This window comes from Sphaerospermopsis sp. FACHB-1094 (assembly GCF_014696195.1).
Lineage (GTDB): Bacteria > Cyanobacteriota > Cyanobacteriia > Cyanobacteriales > Nostocaceae > Sphaerospermopsis > Sphaerospermopsis kisseleviana.
In genome coordinates, this window is the sequence record NZ_JACJPT010000006.1 from 75,227 (window position 1) to 96,312 (window position 21,086).

Consider the following 21,086-nt stretch of genomic DNA (forward strand, 5'->3'; position numbering starts at 1 on the left):
ATGAAAGCAGTGGGTGATCTGAGATTCGAACTCAGAACCAGCGGATTAAGAGTCCGATGCTCTGCCGTTGAGCTAATCACCCATCAATAAAAACTATAATAGCAGACTTTTGAGGCTGGCGCTAGTGGGGCAGTTGAAAAACTGGATGCAGGGGAAATTTAACAGTGAAGGTGATTTGCTGATCTGCATTTTCAACATTAATAATACCGCTTAACCATAAATGATCAGTTTTTTCCAAAGGCTATTCTCCGAATGCTTCGCCCTTACATTAGTCATTAGTTATTAGTCATGAGTTAATTCTACCCAATCACCAATCACCTAAACAACCTGTAAGCACTGATTCCTGTAAGGATACCGACTACCAACCAGGTGATAGCTAAACCGACAACTTCACCTAAAAATAACTGTGTCCAATGACGTAAAAATATACCTATAACCGAACCAATACTGAGAGCTACTGCCCAACTTGCACAATTGAGGAACATCCAACACCATCCCCAAGGGAGTGATGAGGGAATAGCTAACCACCATTGTGCCAGTCCAATTACCATACCACCAATACCCCCGGAAATAATTCCAAAGAAGATGCGGAAATAAAACAACTCTGTTGACAGTACAAACCAACCCACAGCACCAACACCGATAGTAGTGATGAGTACCCAACCTAAGACTGTGGAGATCATCCAGCTTAAAGGTAAAATTTTTTGTCTGAGGAGATAAGATTGGGGAAGGGCGATCGCAAATCCACCAATAGCAACATCTAACACTCTGACATCAGACTTTTCACCAATTTCAATCAAAAATAAACTGAAGATAAAACTACCTAAAGTAGTCAAACTCCACACCAAAGTAAAAGTATACAATTTACTGAATTTATTTTTGATAGCGGCTAATTCCATTTTATTTTTGGGAAATTATACTTTATTTAACACAACTGACGCAAAACAGAATAAAAGTAGGGGTAATTCATGATTACCCCTAAGCAAGAATGGGGTTTTTAGTCTAATCTTACGTAAGTTCTATTTAAATTTAAAGGTTTAACAGCCTTATTGGCAAACATCTCTAAAAAAGCCTTACGTCGTTTTTGGGGTGATTCAGGAGAGATGTAACCCCACAAACTTTCCCAATAGAAGAAAGAAAAGCCAAAGAATTTATGATCTCGCACAATTTGTACCTGTTCTTTAATACTTTCAATATCTACAGGACTAAGTAAAGTTCCTGTAGAAATGCCAATGCTCACAGGAATCTTCTTCATTGCTAATTTTACCGCAGGTTTTTCAATTTCGGCAATAAAAGATTTTTTATCATCTCGATATACCTGCAAAATCAATTCATCTACCCAACCTTTATTTACCCAATTTTCCCAATCTTGTAAATAATATTTATAGGCAAAATACTGAGAATTAGGAGAAAGGGATATTTTCGCTTGGGGCTTAATTTTTTTGACTGCTTGATTGATTCTGCCCATAAAATTAGTAATTTTATCTGCTCGCCACTGCATCCATTTTGCATCATAAGGATCAGTTGGTGGAGTCTTTCCTAAATGTTCTTTTTGGTAAAGTTTAACTGTAAATGAATCATAACCAAATTCTACAGGCATTCCAAAGTGATCATCAACTTGAATACCATCAACATCGTAATTTTTCACAACTTCTAAAATTAAACCCAATATAAATTCTTGCACTTGGGGATGGAGAGGATTTAACCATACCTGCCGATTAAAAACACCATTCTGGTTAATTTCTTCTGGGAGATTTTCGTGAACAGAATTTATGCCTTTTTGCCCACTGGTTAACCATTCTGGATGTGCTTTTGCTAAAGCAGAATTAGGGGGAGTCATAAACCCATATTCAAACCAAGGAATCACGCTTAAATTTTTATTTTTTGCCAACCTGACTAACTTCTCTAAAACATCATTTCCACTATTGATGAAATTCAACAAAGGTTCGGTTTTTTCACCAATTATACTTTCAGCAACCTTACTTTTATAGAAAGTGTAACCTCTATTCCAAACCACTGGATAAATAGTATTAAAATTCAGTGCTGCTAATTGGTTTATTGCCCTTTCAACACCCCAAGGTACAAAAAGCACACCACTAGCAACATTAGTCAACCAAACACCGCGAACTTCTGTAGTTAAAAAACTTGTTTTTTGAGAAACAATCGAAGTTGAGGAAATCGGAAATATGGTTAAACTGAATATAAAACCCAAACAAATTAAGAAGGAAAAACAACGATATATTACCCTATTCATCTGCTAAATAAACTTAGGTTACTCATATACAGCAGGAGTCAGGAGTCAGGAGTAAAACTGGTTTTGTGTATAGTTTTTAACTTATATTCTGTACCGTATGGCTAACGCCACGCTATCGGCTGACGCTCACGGCGAAGCCTGATTGATTTGCAATCTGCTGTATATAACTATATATAACTACAAAATCAAATGATATTGCTCAGGATTATGTAATGATATGATAATATTTTGGTTCAGCTTCTGTTTTCTCTGGATTTTCGTATTTTTTAAATCCATCTTCCATACCAAAGAATAAAAGTAAGCTGATATGCAGCTAAACTGTATAATTAAAAAACCTGAAGTTACAGTAGCACAAGCATCTTGCTTGTATTAATTATTCAAGTTAAAGGCATAACAGCTTATCAGCACAAAAGACCAGGATAAAATGTCGCATGAGGCTGGTTTTATCTCAGACTTGTTATTCTTTCAATCCTAATAAACTCAATACCATTTCTGTATGAAGATGCAATAATCAGACTTTTGTCAAATTATACATTGTAGGGGCAATTCATGAATTGCCCCTACAATTTATAGCGCAACCTCACATAGAATTGGTATAAAACCCACCTTCCGCACCCTAGACTGTCACACAACGAAGATTGGTCGTTTGGGAATTTGAGATTGGCGATCGCCATCTAAGATTTCGACGTTTTTGTATCAAAATTATCCTCAACTTGGACTAAGAACCGAAATTACCGATTGTGACACTGGGGGTGCGGAATGTGAGATAAAAAACCCTTTGCTTCTCACTCAATAAGCTGTTACACCGCTAAATTGTATAATCCTAATATTCTGAACTCTTGTGGAACAAGCCTCTTGCCTGTTCCACTTATACAAATTAAATGCACAACAGCTTAGAACTCATTTGGGATCTATGCAGAAGTGTTGAATGTTAAGATTTTGAGGATATTGTCTAAATTGTGCATTGGTATTGGTGATACCAAATTTGAGCAATTAATGACTCTATTCTCAATAGACAATGGATTTTACCTGGGTAAAATGCAAAGATTGTAAAGTTTTATTGCAGGATTCAACACTTGTGGGTTGATTAGTGAAATTGATTATTTAGTGAAGTTTAGACAATAAAATCTTATCTTTATTGCTGCCTGACTCCCCACTCAATTCTCCTCAAGGTTTTTTTCAACTTTTTCAGCAAACCCTACTTGACTAAGTATTGCAAAAATTATCCAATCTAATCTCCTTCCAAATCTCAGAAACCTGCCACCCTGTGTTACCAACAGAATGAACTATGGGATTATCCCGCACAGGAATATAATCAGGAACTTGATTTTCTATATCTATTACTCTTCTCTCCTCAACTAACGGTTCTGGTTCATTAGTAATCTCAGTTAGAATATTTTCCTCTTCTAACTCCATACTCTTGATTTTATCGAGAAGTAACTTTTCAGATTTTTTAATTAGTTTCATATTTGATCCATTGAAATGAAAGTTTTGAAAACTTCATACAGCAGTTTGAGAATCCTATCATTGATTTTCAGACAGACTAGGATAGTCTTTCAATAAAGTTTTGAAAGATCCGCAACAAGCTTTGATGAAGTTGAATTGCAGAAAATTACCTTGGGAAAACTATGATACAACAAATTAATGATCAATAGGTGTATTTTGCTAAAAAAATTTCTTATATATTTAGGACTTACGCATTGACAGGATCAACCAAATATGAGGTACGGATTTCAGGCTTTTTAACGTGATTTTTTAATGATTTTTGAGTGATCGCTATTGATCGGAAGTTAATCGACAAAAGCCTGAAACGACGGATTTTCGTTCATGCACATCATGGTGAATTTGTACAGTGCGTAAGTCCTAATATTTTAGATATCTCCGAAAATTACATAAGCATAACCTGAAACCCATTCGTAGGGACAATTCATGAATTGTCCCTACATCTTTTTCGGAGAAGTCTATTGTATTCATGTTGCTATAATAAGCTGCTTGACAAATACAAGCGAGTGCTATTGTGTTATGTTTCTCATTAGGAAATGATATCCCCTACTGTAAATGTTTTCCCTGTGACTGTTACGGTGTCATCTTCTAATAATTTACGCCCCCGTCGAGTTTCCACCTCACCATTAACTTTCACCTCACCATTAACAATCATGATTTTAGCTTGACCTCCAGTAGAGGCTATACCTACAAACTTTAAAAACTGATCGAGTTTAATCATTGTATTTAAGGAGTCAGGAATCAGGATAAATATTACTAATAGACATCTCCGGTAATGAAATGTGCATAACCTGAAACCCTTGTAGAGACGTTCTATAGTCTCTACATTGATTGTCGGACAGGTCTAATGACTAATGTATCATCAAATTAAAACCTTTCTACATTAGCAAACTTTTGAGGTGATGCTTTTGCAGCTTCTCCACAGGTGCGGGGTGTAGGAAACATTTTACCAGGATTAGCCAAACCTTGAGGATTAAAAACTTGCCTTACCCATTGCATAGTTTCTAAATCTGTATCACTAAACATATCTGGCATATAACATTTTTTATCAGCACCAATGCCATGTTCACCAGAAATACTACCACCAACTTTAACACATAATTTGAGAATTTCTCCCCCCACTTCTTCCACTTTTTCCAATTCCCCAGGAATAGAATTATCAAACAAAATCAAAGGATGTAAATTACCATCACCCGCATGAAAAACATTGGCAATTCTATAACCATGTTTTTTACTTAAAGCCTCAATTTCATTCAAAACATAAGGTAATTGTGTCCGAGGAATTACCCCATCCTGTACATAATAATCTGGGCTAATATGACCTGCTGCTGCAAAAGCTGCTTTTCTGCCTTTCCACAATTTTAACCTCGTTTCTGGGTCAGATGCAGAAGTGATATTTCTCGCTCCATTTTGTAAACAAATATCAGCCACTCTTTTTTTATTCTCAGCAACTTCTACTTCTAAACCATCAATTTCTACTAATAAAATTGCCGTCGCATCACGGGGATAACAATTAGTAGCAACAACATCTTCCACAGCGTTAATACTAATATTATCCATCATTTCCATACCACCAGGAATAATCCCCGCACTGATAATATCAGAAACACTTGCAGCCGCAGCTTCCACACTGGTAAAATCTGCTAATAAAACACAAATTGATTCGGCACTTTTGAGGATTTTTAAAGTTATTTCTGTGGCAATTCCTAAAGTTCCTTCTGAACCTACAAAAACACCTGTTAAATCATAACCTGGCATTTCAGGAATTTGTCCACCGACATCAACAATTGAACCATCAGGAAGGACGATTTTTAAACCTAAAACATGATTAGTTGTGACACCATACTTTAAACAATGTACACCCCCCGAATTTTCCGCAATATTACCACCAATTGAGCAGATAATTTGACTAGAAGGGTCTGGTGCAAAATAAAAACCAGCACCACTAACAGCTTGTGTCACCCAACTATTAATAATTCCTGGTTGCACAACTACACGCTGATTTTCTAAATCAATTTTGAGAATTTGCCGCATTAAAGAAGTGACAATTAAAACCGAATCTTCAACGGGTAAAGCACCACCTGATAAACCTGTTCCCGAACCTCTAGCGATGAAAGGAACAGAATATTGATTGCATATTTTGACAATTTCTGCTACTTGTTCAGTAGTGCGGGGTAAAACTGCTACTGCGGGACGTTGACGATAGCTGGTTAAACCATCACATTCGTAGGTTAATAGTTCTTCTTTGCGTTGCACTACTCCTTTTTCTCCCAGTACAGCAATGAATTTTTTGATGATGGGTTTCCAGTTGATTTGTTGTTGATTTTGGGATTTTTCTTGGGTTTGCATCATGGTTTTTTTATGGGTGGTAGATGTTTTTATTTTCTCACGCAAAGGCGCAGAGTCGCAGAGAGGAAGAGAGATTTTTAGGCTACTCCATAATCTGTATAGGGACGTTTATAAGGAGGATGTAAACCTAGTACAATATCTTCTTTGGGAACGCCCATTTTTACTAAGTCTGCGGCGGGATTTTCTTCTGTTAAATTTTGTTGTAGCCAAATTTTGCCGTTTTTAATATCTAGGTGGATGATAGTTATATACACGCGGTTTAAATTTTCCCATCCCACGTTCATCCATTGATAATGGTCGTTTTCTGTGTCAAAGATCAGTTGTACATCTACTTCGTTAGTGGAAATATCGTCTTTGGCGTAATTTGTGAGTAGGGTTTTAATGTATTCTCGATATTTGGTTATTTTATCCATTTTACAATCACCTCATTCTCTGGTTCATATACCACTAATAAAACTTGATACCTTTTGAGAGCTATTTGTGTAAACTCAAGTTGAAAAAATGTCTGATAAACTTCAAATGGAACTGCCATATATATATAGTATACGATCTGCTTCAATAGCTTCTAAAGCCAGACGATAACTGAGAAACTGACCCAAAGCAGCATAAAAATCGGTAATAGCGGAAGGATTGATAAAACTTTTGATTTCTACTGCGATTTTCTCATTTTCTCTTTCAGCAGCAATTAATTTTTCAGCACCTAAGTCAATTTTAAATTTGACGCTGCCAAATTTGAATTTTAGTGGATCATCTGTAATTAACCACTGCTCTTTTTGTAAAGCGGTTTTTACTGCTTCGTGAAATATATCTTTTGCAGACACGGGTAACACCAAATATAAACTAGCTACCTACATTTTATGGGGAAGATGGGAGTTGAACCCACAACCGTCCCCTTGGAAAAGGTTCTCGTAAGAACCCTTTTCAAGAGGGGGCTCTACCATTGAGCTACTTCCCCAATAAGTTATTTACTTCATCATAACTCAGTATAGCACCTAATGTAATTCTTGCAAAGTGTTGAAACTTTTTTATAAGTTTTTCTCTGTCTTTATTTTCCCATGATTGAATAGGCTTATACTGATCTTCAAATTCCTTAATCAGATATTTATAGAGGTTATCTACACCAATCTTGGTAATTATCAGATGATCAATTTTTTCTGATAACCTGCGAATAATATTTAAAATATCAATTAATTCCATAGATTCAAAGTGATAAACTTGTTTTTTTGTAAAGTCTAGTACCTTGACTTGAAGATTATTTTCTCCTAACCAAAATTTGTTTAAGTCTTTGCCATTTTCTTTTATACAGTCTGCAATCTCTTTTTGATATGCACGTTTTTCATCTCTGTGAACAATGCTATTACGTCTCAAAGATATATATTCTAATGTCTTAAACTCTATTTCTGACAATCCATCGGTATCTATTATTTTAATATTTTTCTCGACTTGGTCTAATATTTTATTAGGAAATAATTCAGGTAGACTTGTAATATAAGTTTTTGCAAAAGAATAAACATCTCTCAAATAAATTTCAAACTGAGAATAACTTAAAACAAATAAACTGCGTAGAATAAAATTTCTAGTTTTTTCACTCTCATCTATAATTTCTGTGATCCGTGAATTAAACTGATCGGCAAACTTGTTTGTTAGAAATAAATCACTTGTATATTTATCTGGATTATATTCTATTTTCGACTTGTTATCAATAATGAATTGTTCAGAAATAAAAATAAAATGTGAATAATGTGTATTTAGTTCTGAAATTTTTTGATGTAATACCACAAGTTCTTTACTACGCATTTTAAATATCTATCCTATAATTTAGATGAAACCGATTCTGTTTATTATGTTCCAACAAGTTCAATAAATGAAATATAACCTAAATAATCAGCAGGTACAATATTATTCAACACCAATAATTCTGGAATCATAACTCGCAATTTTTCTGTTAAAACTTCAATTGTCGAAGCTTCTGTTACCAAACCTGGTACATCTTCGCTAGTTGCAACCCAAACTTCTGCTTCTGCATCCCAAAATGCTTCAACTTGATAAGTGATTTGTGTCATAATTCCACAATCTCTAGACTGAACATAAAAAAGAATGAATTATCAATCAAGATAGAATATATATTATACTTCATTTTCTATGTTATTAACAAAATAACATTACTTTTTTCTTGCTTTTTCCTCTCTTCCTTCTTCCTTCCTCCTCTCTTCCTTCTTGTCCTTCGCTCCTTCGTGGTTCAATCCTATCTTTTTTGGGTCTTCATTACATATTATGCTAGATTGCGTTCACAAAAACCATAAAACCCTTATGATATAATAAATACGGGCATTATTTATTAACATTTTAGGTATTTGTCATGGGATATGGCTTTTTGCCTTTATTTTTAAACACATTTTTGATGTTTAATTAATAGTTTGGCATACTAGGTACTGAAGAACCTCTTTTTTTAAACGAACCGCTCCAGACGCAGAGAACGCAGAGAAAGAAGAATTTTTACCTTCTTCTCTTCCTTTGCGCCTTTGCGTCTTTGCGTGAGAAAATTCCTCTAAATAAACTTAATACTTCCTCTCTTTTGGCTCAAACATATTCACCACCACCGGCATATATTGAATATCAATACCCCCAGGTGAATAATATGCCATTGTATGCTTCAAAAACTTCTCATCATCCCGATTTGGAAAATCTTCCCGAAAATGCGCTCCTCTACTTTCTTGACGATTAAATGCAGATTGTAAAATCGTATTTCCTACTACCATTAAACTTTTTAATTCCAACGCTTCTACTAATTCCGTATTCCAACAACTGCCTTTATCATCTAAATAAATATCTGTATATTTCTGTTGTATTGCTCCTATTTTCTCCAACCCTTCACTCATTAATTCAGAGGTTCTAAATACTCCACAAAATTGAGTCATTGTATCTTGAAATTCTTGGCGAATTTGATTTATGCGATATTTTCCTTTTTGATCTAATAAACTTTGAATTTCTTGTTTTGCTTTTGTTATATAATGTTGTTCATTTATTGCTGGTAATTTGCGGTTTTGCACATATCTAGCTATACTGTCCCCAGTACGTCTGCCATAAACTACACATTCTAGCAGCGAGTTACTACCTAAACGGTTCGCGCCATGCACAGATACACAAGCGGTTTCCCCAGCCGCAAAAAAACCTTCTACCAACTCATCTGCACTGCGGCGCACTTGTCCATCTGTGTTCACTGGTATACCACCCATGCAATAATGAATAGTAGGACGTACTGGCATGGGTTGGGTGACTGCATCTACACCAACTAAACGGTGTGCTTCTTCCCAGCAGAAGGGTACACGACTCATGATTTTTTCTTTACCCATGTGTCGCAGATCCAAGTAAACAAAGGGACCGTCGGCACTACCGTCAGTATTAATACCTCTTCCTGCGCGAATTTCGTAGGCGATCGCCCTGGATGTAATATCACGGGGTGCAAGTTCCATTCTACTTGGGGCATAATTCGCCATAAAGCGATCGCCTTCAGCATTAATTAAATAAGCACCTTCACCACGTACTGCTTCGGAAATTAATACCCCTACCGGATACAACCCTGTTGGGTGAAATTGCACAAATTCCATATCTTCCAACGGTAAACCAGCCAAAGCTGTCATTGCCAAACCATCACCAGTGGAAGCATAATCATTAGAAGTAGTGTTATAAACACGACCATATCCCCCCGTTGCAAACATCACGGCTTTAGCCCGCACTACTTCAATATGTCCATCTACCAAGTGAAACATCACCAAACCCTTAGCCTGTCCATCTTCTAATATCAGGTGCATTACATACCATTCTTGGTAAATTTGCACACCATGATGGCGTAAGTTATTGACTAATTCATGTAAAATTGCATGACCGGTTTTATCTGCTGCGTAACAGGTGCGGTTATGGGAATGTCCACCAAACGCCCTTTGAGCAATTCTACCATCCGGTAAACGGGAAAATAAAACTCCTAAATGTTCTAGATCAATCACCACATCTGACGCTTCTTGTGTTAGAATAGCTACAGCGTCTTGATCCGCCAAATAATCAGAACCTTTAACCGTATCAAAAGCGTGTGCTTCCCAACTATCTTCAGGATCAACATTTTTTAGAGATGCTGCCATCCCCCCTTGGGCAGCCACTGAGTGGGAACGAATAGGATGGGTTTTAGCAACGACGGCAACTTTTAAACTGGGATCAGTTCTAGCAATTTCTAACGCCGCTCGACATCCCGCTAAACCACCACCAACAATAATTACATCATGTTCTAACATTTTATTTTCAATCCTTAATTCCAAAAAAATACCCTGTCCATAAACAGGGATACTATTCTTCATTATCAATTCTTAGTTTATTCCCAATCACCAGTCACCAGTCACCAGTCACCAATATTAACTGGTAGCTTGAACAGGCTGTTGTTGAGAAATATTACCAGGTATAGGTTCAGTTTTTGTTCCTGGTTCTACGGCAGCCAATTCGATATGATTTAACAACGTGGTAACAAAAGCAAACAGCAAGAAAGGCAAAGTGAGAACAATCACAAGTCCTACCGTAGCTAAAGCATAGACTGGTCTTCTAGCGCCCATCAATGCTAAAGCTGATGCCAAACTAATGGTAATTGTAATTAACCAAGCAATGATTTGACCGTATATATCGCCAAATGTCAAGGTGCAGACAAAGCGATAGTTTTGAATATTATTCTTATTCATCATTATTTGCCTCAAGTCTATCCTATAGGTTCTACCTTAGAACCATGTTTGGCTGACGGACGATTTCTCAATATTTTTCCAAAGTTTGTAATATCACTTAACAATTTAGTGGTTTTTTCTCTTGTGCAATACAAAACTTACACACCTGTAGAATGGTCTGTGATGGCTATCTAGTCATAGTTCCGAGCTTTGTTAAAATTTCTTGTTAAGAATTTCTGTATAATTAATCAGATATCAGTCAACCCTACAGATGAAAATACCACAAATAAAACTGTAGTAAAACTATATCAGTCAATTTATTGATTCCCAACTAGAACAAATGAGTGAAACCAGGCCACGCAGAATCATTATTGGTGATGTACATGGTTACTATCAAGGTCTAATGATACTTCTGAAGGAATTTGCCCCTACATCAGAAGATCAAGTTTATTTTTTGGGGGATTTAATAGATCGTGGACCACAAAGCGCACAGGTAGTAGATTTTGTTAAGAAAAATAACTATCCTTGTTTGCTCGGTAATCATGAGTTGATGCTTTTAAGTGTAATGAGTAAGGATTTTAACTCTAATCAAACAATACAGGCATGGCTTTATAGTGGCGGACAAGCAACGATTACCAGTTATCAATCAGCACAAATTCCCCAAGACCATCTAGATTGGTTGGCAAATCTACCAACATATCTTGATTTGGGAGATGTTTGGTTAACCCATGCAGGTGTTGACCCCAGAAAGTCTGTCTCTGAACAAACCTCCCAGGAACTTTGCTGGATACGTGATGAATTTCACAGCATGGAACTACCATACTTTAGTAATAAGTTAATTATTGTTGGTCATACCATCACCTTCACTTTACCAGGGGTTGCCCCTGGTCAATTAGCACAAGGAGAAGGCTGGTTAGATATTGATACAGGTGCTTATCATCCCCGTAGTGGTTGGTTAACCGGATTGGATATTACCAACAACTTAGTTTATCAAGCCAATGTGTTTAACAACAAGGTTCGTACTTTGCCTTTGGAAAAAGCAGTTACGAGGATTTCACCACATCAGATCCAAGTCAGTCGTCGCCATAAGCAACGAGTCTATTGACACTTGCCTGTTGAAAAACAATATATCATGACTGCTCCACGCATGGGCAAGCCGTTCGCCTACATCCACCGCCTGATAGCTTGCGTGGCGAAGCCATAGTACGATCAAGTATCTCCGCCACGCTCCGATACTTGATCGGGCGTGGTTTTGGCTCACTCGATTTTCTTATAAGCTGCATTATCTAAGCCATCATTGCTATGACTTGGCAAACTGTCTATTTGGCGTTGAAGTGACTTAATGCGATCGCTTGCTCCAGGGTGTGTACTCAAAAAGGTGGGAATAACACTTCTTCCCTGTAACTTTTTCATAAACGAAACCATCGCAGAGGGAGCATAACCAGCCTGTGTTAAAATTCTTAGTCCTCTTGTGTCAGCATCATATTCATCCTGACGACTGCGAGGACGGTTGAGAGCTAAATCAACACCTATAGCTACAGCTTGACTGCGATTTAAGCCAGTAGCTGTTGCTATACCACTAGCGATCGCTCTTTGTCGCATCTGCTTAACCAAGTGTTTACCCTCAATATGCCCCATTTCATGGCCAATAACACTCGCTAATTCTGCTTCATTTTCCGCAGCTTGTATCAATCCTGTATTTATATAAACGAAACCGCCTAAAGTTGCAAAAGCATTTACCGCATCATCTTCAACTACCTGGAAAGTATAAGGAATATTAGAGCGATCGCTATTAGCTGCTAACCTTCTACCAACTTCTTCTATATAGCTATTAAGCTGCCGATTCCGGGAAATTCTGACCTCTTGGCGCAGTTCATTATTCATCTGCCTACCAAGCTCAACTTCCTGACGAGTAGATAAATTAGATAATTGAAATACTTGTACACCTTTGAATAAAAGTGGTAATAAGTCTATGGCTTTGCTGGGCAAGGGTGTACTCAAGCACAGACTTATAGCAACAATTACTGAAATCAACGGATATAACCAGCGCCGCCGCCATACACGGTAACTTGCCAAAAATTTATTCCAGTTAATCATAATCAGCGTGACAAGAGAGTTGTGTGAGAACTGAAAATAAGGACGCATTTACAGCTTACTAGGTTGCATTCTCAACTCAATCCCTAAAGTCTACGCTATGATTAAAAATCAGAAATTGTCAACTGTTCTATCAGCCAGCCTGATCCTAACTATACCAGCCATGATAGACTGTCGCATAACTGCACTATTCAACCGTATTAATTGATTATCTAGTAGGAACAATTGTTACTTCCCTTGAAAACTCTGTTTTAATTCACCCCAACCTCAAAAAAACTTGTTATGCGTATTTTAGATTCCAAAGGTCGCTTATTCGGCAAAATCAACTTACTAGATTTGGGTGCTGCGCTGGTAATCTTATTAGTGATCATCGGCATCTTTATATTTCCTGGAACATCCGGTTCTGTTGCTCAAGTCGGCACAAAGACAGTACCTATTGAAGTAGACTTAGTAGTGCGTGGTTTAAATGTCCGCAATCCTGAGCAGTTATTTAAACAAGGATTTATCAAAGGCGGTAAAACAAATGTAATTATTCGTAATCAACCCTACGGACAAATTGGCATTAAATCTATTCAACAACTAGCAAGAACTGTCACTGTTCCCCAACCAGATGGTACAGTTAAAGAATTAGCAGATCCAAGGGCAAACAATTTTAGTACAGATTTTCTTTTGACATTAGAAGGCAAAGCTCAAGTTACTGATAGTGGTCCAGTTTTAGGTAATAGTAAAGTTAAAATAGGTATGCCTTTTGAATTAGAAGGGTTTAACTATAATTTCAACGCTTCTGTCATTGATATTCGTTTACAAGATAAATAATATTTTGGTAATGGGTAATGGGTAATTGGTAATGGGTAATTGGTAATGGGTAATTGGGAAAAATAAAATTGATTACCCAATCACCAGTCACCAGTCACCAGTCACCAGTCCCCAGTCCCCAATCCCCAGTCCCCAATCACCAATCACCAATCACCCATTTAGCAAAGTTAAAAACTTACGAATTAATCCAATTGTCACCGCAGGTAATTCTAATTGGGGAGTTAATCCCACATTTTCTAAAGGTTGAAAAAATCTAATACTTTGGGGATTCATTTCTGAAAAACGACGACCAATATCAGGACCTGTAAATTGTGATTTTTGTCCCCAAATAATAGCAGTGGGAGTTGTCAACTGTTGAATGTAAAGAGATAAATCAAAACATAAGTCTCCCCGAACAAAAGATAAAGCTGCATATTCAGCATTTGGTTGTTGGGCAGATTGTAAATAAGCGTCTACAATTTCTTGATAAACTCGATTTGACTGGGCAAATTGTCGTTGCTCCAAAAAGCTGCGAATACCTGCATCAGTAGCAATACCTGTACTATATAACAAACGGTCAACCACAGGTACACTGATCAACTGGGCAAAAAAACTGCGAGAGTAGTCTTGGCCAAAGTCAGAAAGTCCAGCAGGACTGACAAGAATTAAAGACTTAAATAAATCGGGACGAGCGATCGCCACTCTAATTATAAAAGCTGCGGTCAGAGAAGAGGCTATTACAATCACCGGCTTTGTACAAGTCTGCTCAATAAACTCTTGAATGCTTGTCAAATAATCCTCAATTTTGTAACTGCGTTGCGGATGTTCCGAGCGACCCCAACCGATTAAATCTGGTGCAATAACTTGATATTCAGCCGCAAAAGCTGGATATACTTTCGACCACTCATAAGCAGAAGAACCACCTCCAAAACCATGCAGAAACAACAAAGTTTCCCTGTCAGATTGTTCGCTTTTGTCTTGCCAAGGAGAGCAACTAGCAGTATAATATATCATCCTACCTAATGAGGTATTTATAGAGAATTGCTCAAATCCTAGAGGTTGTAACATAAGTCTTATTTGTTGAAGTTTGTAACTAATCTTACTCGTACCACTTAAATAGCTCTAAAATGCTCACTGATTGGGTACAAGTTTTCCATTCTCGTTTATTATTAACTAACTCAGAACAAGATAACTTCTGACCATCGTGAGATTAAGCGTTAGATTAAGCACAGGTTAGATTTGTCGGCGGAACGTCCATGAATCAAATATAATTCTTGAAAGGTGGACATTCTGTCCCCGAATCAAAAAATCTGATATTAAATAGGTAAAAACTGTGACAAAGGCTTCGTCTTCTTGGCGGCAATTAATCAACCGGCTTCCAGAGATTAAGACAGGAAGCCCAAAGCCGCGAAGATTAAAACATTTATCTGAACCTGGAAGCATTCTTGGTTTCTTAACAATCATCGTTGCTATGCTGTTTTGGAACTGGAAGTTGCTGTTAGCACTTGCAGTTGGCATTGGAGTAATGCTCATCGCTTATGCAATACCTAAATGGAACTGGCAAATAAGTTGGTTAGAAATACGCAGGTATTTAAACAGTGCTAACAGTCGGTTAGCTTTAGCAGTTGCTAGTGGTGGTATTGCTACTTTTATGACTTATATGGCCGCTGCCATTTGGGTTGATTCTCCAAGTCTCTGGATAGCTGTTGGTGCTATTTTGCAAGGGTTTGGGACATTACTAACTTTAATTTTGTTGGTGTGGCAAATCTTCAGCTTTCACGGAAATCAAGAGGAAGAGCATCTGGAACAAGTGTTAAATAACTTAACAGAAACAGATCCTTTAAAACGCTTGCTTGCTGTGCGCCAACTAACTAAATTCATCACTCGTAAACAAGTTGATGTTTCAGTAAAGCAAGATGTTATTGAATGTTTACAACTTTTATTGAGTAGGGAAGAGGAAATGGTAGTTCGCCGAGCAGCGTTGAATAGTTTGCAAACCGTGGACGGTTTACAAATGGTAATATCCAGCACTGCCAAACCTCTTGTACCCATAACTCAAAAAATCTCTACAACTGTTAAGCAAGAAGTTTATTAGTTAGGGTTTGCTGAAAAAGTCCCTTCGTTGAGGCGGGGAATAGGGAATAGGGAATAGTTTTAGCTATCTGTTATCCCCAGATTTTCTAATTTATCAGACCCAAAATGCACAGTTTTTAAGGTATACCCTTCAAAAATCTTGCACTTTCTTTCCTCCTAATCAGCCTCAAACCTTTGATTTACGAGTATTTTGGGTTTATTCAGCAACCCCTAGTTAGTTCTCAGGGAATGGGGAATGGGGAATGAGGAATTGGGAACAGGTAGAAAGTTATTCTCCCACCTTATCACCAATTACCCATTCAAAACCCAGCATGGATACTCTTGGCAGTCAACCGATAAACAAAGGCTTTGAGTACAAACTCAGGCAAAGCCAGCATTCGTCGCCAACGCCAAGGCTCTTGATACAAACGATACAACCATTCTAAATTGTTATTTGCCAACCAACGGGGAGCGCGAGTTTTTCTCCCAGACCAGATATCAAAACTACCACCAACCCCGATCCAAATTGCTTGAGGACAGAAATGGCGGTTTTTAGCGATCCATAACTCTTGACGTGGCGCTCCTAAACCCACAAATATTACCTGTGGTTGCAATTGAGTTAAAGTCTGCTGTAATATTTGTTCTTCTTCTGGGGAATGATATCCAGAGTGAGTCCCTACTATATTCAAATCTGGAATTTGCTGCTGCCACAACTTTGCGGCATTTGCAGCTACTCCCGTAGCTCCTCCATAGAAAAATATTTTGGTGTCTGTTTTTTGTTGAGCGATTTCTTGTAACAATTTTTCTGCTAATTCAATTCCTGGACAACGTTTTACTTTTTGCCTTAATAAATACTGCAAATACAAGACTACCCCTGCTCCATCTGGAATCACCAGATCAGCATCTTGAATTACTTCTGCTAGGAAGCGATTACGCTCTGCTTGCATAGTCATTTCTGCATTAAGCGTGACTACATGAGTTCCCCTACCTTCTTGGAGACATTCTAGCAACCAGTTGGGATAGTTTGTCATCAGATGAACTGGTAAACCTAATACTGAAAATTTTGTATCTAATTTATACATAGTAGATTCTTATGAGATTTACACTAAATTATTTAGAAGCTTAGTTTATCAAATTTTTTCCCAGACGGATTGTAAATATCAGCTTACTTTTTGCACCATTCTTCTTTGACCTAAAAATCATCGGTTTACCAGACAAGGATGGTATGAAGAGTAGTAGGCTTTGCGTTCTGGAATCGTGGGCTATTAACTGCTAATAAGTGATATCATGTACAGCTAATTACTAAAAATCAATAGTTTTTTCCTGTTCATTGTGAAGAGTTACCTGCCATAAATAAAAGTATCTAAAAATATGGTCAGATATGACTGAGAAAGAGGTAAAAAAGCTTAAACTCATGGTGGTAGATGATGAGCCAGACAATCTGGACTTGCTCTACCGCACTTTTTGGCGAGACTTTAAAGTATATAAAGCCATTAATGCCCATGATGCTTTGGCAATTTTAGATCGGGTGGGGGAGATGGCTATAATTATTTCTGACCAAAGAATGCCAGATATCAACGGGACTGAATTTTTCAGTCGGACAGTAGAACGTTTTCCCGACACAATTCGTATTTTACTGACTGGTTTTACGGATGTTGAAGATTTGGTGGATGCAATTAACTCTGGTCAGGTGTTCAAGTACATCACTAAACCTTGGAAACCTGAACAACTCAAGACATTAGTTGAGCAGGGACGGGATACTTATACTTTAGTTAAAAAGCGTACAAGAGAACTCCGCCATGCTCTGAAAAGAGAATCTTTATTTAATGCTGTAACCACAGCAATTCGAGAATCTTTGGACTATGACAGCAGCTTACAAAAGATTGTGGTAACTATTGGACAAACATTTGCTGCTACCAGTTGTGTATTGAGAATAGTAGAGGGCGATCGCATGACACAAAACCAGTTTTCCTATCATGCTCCTCACTCCTTAGAAATCACCCCACCTCTAGACTCTATCCCTTTAATTACAGAAGTTCTCCACACCCAAAAATATCAATTAGCTCAAGATACTTATGATCAAAATCCTTATCACTACCTAGTTGTACCTTTTAGCTACCAGCAGCACTTACTAGCTGTAATGACTCTTTATCAATGGGGAAGTCAACAACCTTGGCAAGATGAAGATATCCAACTAATTACAGGTGTGGCAGAACAAGCAGCTTTAGCCCTCTCCCAAGCTAAACTCTACCAAAGTCTGCAAGAAAAACAACAGCAAATCCGGGTTGAACTGCAATTAGCCCGCCAAATTCAAAACAATCTGCTCCGTCAAACCTTACCAAAAATTGATGGTGTAAAAATACAAGCTTGCTGTCACCCAGCACGGGAAGTAGGAGGAGATTTTTTTGAAGTCTTTGTCCATCCTCAAGGTGATTTGTGGCTGGCTGTGGGTGATGTTTCCGGTAAAGGTGTACCAGCGGCTTTATTTATGGCCAGTGCTATTTCTCTGTTGCGTCGGGAATTATCTCAAGAATCACCAGCGGAGCCGCATATTGTTATGCAAAATCTCAACTATGCTCTAGCTGATGACTTAATCAGTAACAATTATTTTATTACTCTTGTTATTGCATCTTATAACAGAACTACCCAGGAACTTGTCTATGCTAATGCCGGTCATATCTATCCTTTCTTGTGGTCAAAATCAGCAACTTTAGTCACTCAACCGCATTACCTCAAAGTCCGTAGCGTTCCCCTGGGTATTTTACCCCAATGGCAAGCACAGTCAGGGCGCTTAATTCTCTCTCCTGGAGATACCCTACTATTAGCTAGTGATGGAATTACAGAAGCTAAAGTATCAATAAATTCAAAAGGTTCTATAAAAACTGATAGTAGCACTACACCTAATAACTTTTCTATGCTCAAGCAAGAAGGTATTTGGCAACTTATACAAGAGCAGTTTCAACCTTTATCTCTTGAAAATTTACTCACTCGTATTCAAACAAATAATCCTGTGCAAGAAGATGACCAAACTCTACTTTCCCTGGAGGTTTTGTAACTAATGAAAAGTGAGCTTCATGTGCCAAGTGACTTGATTTTTGTCAATATTGTCGAAACTTGGTTGCTAGGATGCTTGAAAATCCATCTGGGAGACTCTGTAGATTGGTCAGAACAATCAGGTCGTCTGCGTTTAGCATTGGTTGAAGCATACACTAATGCTGTACGTCATGCTCACAAAGACCAGCCTGGCTCGCCAATTTTACTGCGTTTGGAACTCAATGATTGCAAGTTGGCGCTCGAAATTTGGGACTATGGTCAAGGTTTTGATATATCTACTTACTTTCCTCCCCATCCTAGTCAAAAACAAGAAGGTGGTTATGGGTGGTTAATTATGAATCGTCTCATGGATAAAGTAGAGTATCGTTTGCAGGTTAATGGTGCTAATTGTCTCAAGCTGGAAACTACTATACCCAAACAGGTTAACTGACCGGAAATTTTAGATTTTAGATTTTAGATTAACAAATTTGGTACGCTCCCCTGTCCTTCAGGACGAGAAAATACTCGCTGCGCTGCGTCCGCTTCGCTAACGTAAATCCAAAATCGAATGATCAGCTTTTGGCTGACAACTTTGGTAAGTTATTAAGAAATATGAAGAAAATTAATAACTTTTGCTAAATTTATTTGATTTATTAGTGATATTTATCAAATAATTTAAGATACAAGGCTGCTTTGCAAAATTAGGAACCCAGTTTGGGTAATCGAAGAGCCTGAAGTTGATACTAAATTCATCACCTTGCTTATGAAACCTTTATTTTGCTTATCACCCCGCTATCGTCTTGATGATGAATCTCGTTGGTTAGAAGGTATTGATCCTAGTCGTCACTACTGGATTGCGGTGAATGGAGAGAAAAAGGTAACATTAGCTCTGCCAGGGTTAATAGTTTCTTCGATTGAAGAGTTTAAGCAGGTGATTCGCAAGTTTCGTTCTTTACAACCAGGCGAAATCTTGAATCTAGCCAGAATTTCTAACCGTTGTATAATTCGGTGCATAAGTAATAACTGCTATACTATAGAAGCAGAAGTCAATCACGCTCCTGTGTGTCATCTTTTTGATCAAGAGACTTTAGAAAGTTTGTTAATGACAGCACATCCAGACTGGCAATGTGCGCCATCAGATATTGAATTAGGTAGAAAACTGTTGTTGCGTTCTTTGGCACAACCAAGTTTTAGTAAGAGTTAATGCACTTACATATATATTAAGTCAAAAAAGGCACACATCCTCGAATTATCAAGAAATCGAGGATTTTGATGTTAGAGGATGTTTTAAAAGTCTCTCATGATGTATCAAATATTTTCAGATCCCCCTTGAAAAGGCTCACAGGGGTAGGTTTTTTACATAGAGATTTATAATGGAGAAAGACAAGGTAGACAAGGAAGGAAAGTGGACAAGGAAGAAGAACCAAGAAGAATTAAAACCCATGAAGATTTAGTAATATATCAAAAAGCGTTTAATGCAGCGATGATAATTTTTGAGTTATCAAAACAGTTTCCTGCGGAAGAAAGATATTCTCTGACTGACCAAATACGTCGGTCTTCTCGTTCAGTGTGTGCGAATTTTGCAGAGGCATGGAGAAAAAGAAGATATGTCAAGAGTGATGGATGGCAGTGGCATAAAACTCGTTTGACAGATCCCAAAAGGGCTTTTATATTTCATCATTAGACCTGTCCGAAATATATAACGGAAAAATGGTAGAACGGTAAATGGAAAATATACCGTGGTTCTACCAAAGATGAAAAATATTACCAATTATATACATATGTACCCAAAACGCGCTAGGGGTATACTGGGAATCAGCTATGATCAATTTATTTCATTGATAGAGGTGGCGAAGTTAACTCATCAGGAGCAAAAAGCGCTCTTAGAAAAAAATAAACGACGTGTTAATGCAGCAGGTGGTGGACGTAAACCAAAATTAAAAATTGAAGAAGAAATATACCTGACACTATTTTATCTCAGGCAAATGCCAACATTTGAAGTATTAGGATTACAGTTTGGTATTTCCAAGACAGAAGCAAATGATACATTTCATTACTGGCTAGGAATATTGAGGAAGATTTTACCATCTAGTATGCTAGAACAATTAGAAAATCAGGAGGGAGATTATGCAATTGCTCAGGAACTATTACAGGATTTTGAGTTAATTGTAGATAGCTTTGAGCAAGCTATAGAAAGACCTGAAGACAATGATGAGCAAAAAAGATACTATTCGGGAAAGAAGAAATATCACTCATTTAAAAATCAAGTTGTCACCATGCCAAAA

General features: G+C 37.5%; 20 protein-coding genes, 2 tRNA genes and 2 pseudogenes. 8 read left to right on the forward strand and 16 right to left on the reverse strand.

Annotated features, from left to right (window positions below; genetic code table 11):
- Positions 1-10 precede the first annotated feature (10 nt).
- The 13 genes and pseudogenes from H6F47_RS03145 to H6F47_RS03205 all read right to left on the reverse strand — a co-directional run bounded on the left by H6F47_RS03145 (position 11) and on the right by H6F47_RS03205 (position 10,827).
- Positions 11-82 (reverse strand) — tRNA-Lys (locus H6F47_RS03145).
- 232 nt (positions 83-314) lie between these two features.
- A complete protein-coding gene (locus tag H6F47_RS03150) occupies positions 315-899 on the reverse strand; it encodes a hypothetical protein (RefSeq protein ID WP_096572429.1) in 585 nt (194 codons plus the stop codon).
- Between the two features lie 98 nt (positions 900-997).
- Positions 998-2,254 (reverse strand): glycoside hydrolase family 10 protein, encoded by a 1,257-nt coding sequence (locus H6F47_RS03155; protein WP_096572430.1) that lies wholly within the window; start codon positions 2,252-2,254, stop codon positions 998-1,000.
- A 1,206-nt stretch (positions 2,255-3,460) separates the two neighbouring features.
- On the reverse strand, positions 3,461-3,721 hold the full coding sequence (locus H6F47_RS03160) for a hypothetical protein (protein ID WP_096572431.1): 261 nt from the start codon (positions 3,719-3,721) through the stop codon (positions 3,461-3,463).
- A 565-nt stretch (positions 3,722-4,286) separates the two neighbouring features.
- Complete coding sequence (locus H6F47_RS03165) at positions 4,287-4,478, reverse strand: RNA-binding S4 domain-containing protein (RefSeq protein ID WP_096572432.1); 192 nt, start codon at positions 4,476-4,478, stop codon at positions 4,287-4,289.
- A 146-nt stretch (positions 4,479-4,624) separates the two neighbouring features.
- On the reverse strand, positions 4,625-6,106 hold the full coding sequence (gene glcD / locus H6F47_RS03170; protein ID WP_137668707.1) for a glycolate oxidase subunit GlcD: 1,482 nt from the start codon (positions 6,104-6,106) through the stop codon (positions 4,625-4,627).
- Between the two features lie 77 nt (positions 6,107-6,183).
- A complete protein-coding gene (locus tag H6F47_RS03175; protein WP_137668703.1) occupies positions 6,184-6,519 on the reverse strand; it encodes a XisI protein in 336 nt (111 codons plus the stop codon).
- A pseudogene (locus tag H6F47_RS03180) lies at positions 6,507-6,927 on the reverse strand (XisH family protein). The gene H6F47_RS03175 and the pseudogene H6F47_RS03180 overlap by 13 nt, the downstream one beginning before the upstream one ends.
- A 37-nt stretch (positions 6,928-6,964) precedes the next feature.
- A tRNA-OTHER gene (locus H6F47_RS03185) sits at positions 6,965-7,061 on the reverse strand.
- Entirely contained in the window at positions 7,052-7,903 is an 852-nt protein-coding gene (locus tag H6F47_RS03190) for a hypothetical protein (protein ID WP_190647635.1), read from the reverse strand. Before H6F47_RS03190 ends, H6F47_RS03185 begins: the two co-directional genes overlap by 10 nt.
- Before the next feature lie 44 nt (positions 7,904-7,947).
- A complete protein-coding gene (locus tag H6F47_RS03195) occupies positions 7,948-8,169 on the reverse strand; it encodes a DUF1902 domain-containing protein (RefSeq protein ID WP_190647637.1) in 222 nt (73 codons plus the stop codon).
- Between the two features lie 495 nt (positions 8,170-8,664).
- Positions 8,665-10,392: a succinate dehydrogenase/fumarate reductase flavoprotein subunit gene (locus tag H6F47_RS03200; protein WP_190647652.1), complete on the reverse strand. Its 1,728-nt coding sequence runs from the start codon at positions 10,390-10,392 to the stop codon at positions 8,665-8,667.
- A 117-nt stretch (positions 10,393-10,509) separates the two neighbouring features.
- A complete protein-coding gene (locus H6F47_RS03205; RefSeq protein WP_096572435.1) occupies positions 10,510-10,827 on the reverse strand; it encodes a hypothetical protein in 318 nt (105 codons plus the stop codon).
- A gap of 319 nt (positions 10,828-11,146) precedes the next feature.
- On the opposite strand from H6F47_RS03205, the gene H6F47_RS03210 reads away from it, so the two are divergent.
- Entirely contained in the window at positions 11,147-11,911 is a 765-nt protein-coding gene (locus tag H6F47_RS03210) for a metallophosphoesterase family protein (RefSeq protein WP_096572436.1), read from the forward strand.
- A 152-nt stretch (positions 11,912-12,063) separates the two neighbouring features.
- On the opposite strand, the gene H6F47_RS03215 is transcribed toward H6F47_RS03210, so the two are convergent.
- A complete protein-coding gene (locus H6F47_RS03215) occupies positions 12,064-12,903 on the reverse strand; it encodes a M48 family metallopeptidase (protein ID WP_096572437.1) in 840 nt (279 codons plus the stop codon).
- Positions 12,904-13,182: 279 nt separating this feature from the next.
- Between H6F47_RS03215 and H6F47_RS03220 the strand changes: the two genes are divergently transcribed.
- Positions 13,183-13,716 carry a DUF4330 domain-containing protein gene (locus H6F47_RS03220; protein ID WP_096572438.1) on the forward strand — a complete coding sequence of 178 codons (534 nt, stop codon included), beginning with the start codon at positions 13,183-13,185 and terminating at the stop codon, positions 13,714-13,716.
- A 150-nt stretch (positions 13,717-13,866) separates the two neighbouring features.
- On the opposite strand, the gene H6F47_RS03225 is transcribed toward H6F47_RS03220, so the two are convergent.
- Positions 13,867-14,763: an alpha/beta hydrolase gene (locus H6F47_RS03225; protein WP_190348067.1), complete on the reverse strand. Its 897-nt coding sequence runs from the start codon at positions 14,761-14,763 to the stop codon at positions 13,867-13,869.
- A gap of 265 nt (positions 14,764-15,028) precedes the next feature.
- On the opposite strand from H6F47_RS03225, the gene H6F47_RS03230 reads away from it, so the two are divergent.
- Positions 15,029-15,790, forward strand: a complete 762-nt coding sequence (locus H6F47_RS03230; protein ID WP_190647639.1) for an armadillo-type fold-containing protein — start codon at positions 15,029-15,031, stop codon at positions 15,788-15,790.
- Positions 15,791-16,088: 298 nt separating this feature from the next.
- Here the strand turns inward: H6F47_RS03230 and H6F47_RS03235 are convergent, their stop codons facing one another.
- Positions 16,089-16,850: a WecB/TagA/CpsF family glycosyltransferase gene (locus tag H6F47_RS03235; protein ID WP_190647641.1), complete on the reverse strand. Its 762-nt coding sequence runs from the start codon at positions 16,848-16,850 to the stop codon at positions 16,089-16,091.
- Positions 16,851-17,149: 299 nt separating this feature from the next.
- Here H6F47_RS03235 and H6F47_RS03240 point away from each other — a divergent pair, with 299 nt between their 5' ends.
- From H6F47_RS03240 to H6F47_RS03260, 5 genes and pseudogenes are all read left to right on the forward strand, one after another.
- Positions 17,150-18,823: a SpoIIE family protein phosphatase gene (locus H6F47_RS03240; RefSeq protein ID WP_190647642.1), complete on the forward strand. Its 1,674-nt coding sequence runs from the start codon at positions 17,150-17,152 to the stop codon at positions 18,821-18,823.
- 3 nt (positions 18,824-18,826) lie between these two features.
- Complete coding sequence (locus H6F47_RS03245; RefSeq protein WP_096572443.1) at positions 18,827-19,252, forward strand: anti-sigma regulatory factor; 426 nt, start codon at positions 18,827-18,829, stop codon at positions 19,250-19,252.
- Between the two features lie 312 nt (positions 19,253-19,564).
- Positions 19,565-20,005, forward strand: coding sequence for a hypothetical protein (locus H6F47_RS03250; protein WP_190647644.1), 441 nt, complete (start codon positions 19,565-19,567; stop codon positions 20,003-20,005).
- Between the two features lie 201 nt (positions 20,006-20,206).
- Positions 20,207-20,410 (forward strand): annotated as a pseudogene (locus tag H6F47_RS27730) (four helix bundle protein); the annotation flags it as partial.
- A 145-nt stretch (positions 20,411-20,555) separates the two neighbouring features.
- Positions 20,556-21,086: transposase family protein (locus tag H6F47_RS03260; RefSeq protein WP_190647648.1), on the forward strand; the 531-nt coding region annotated here is incomplete at its 3' end.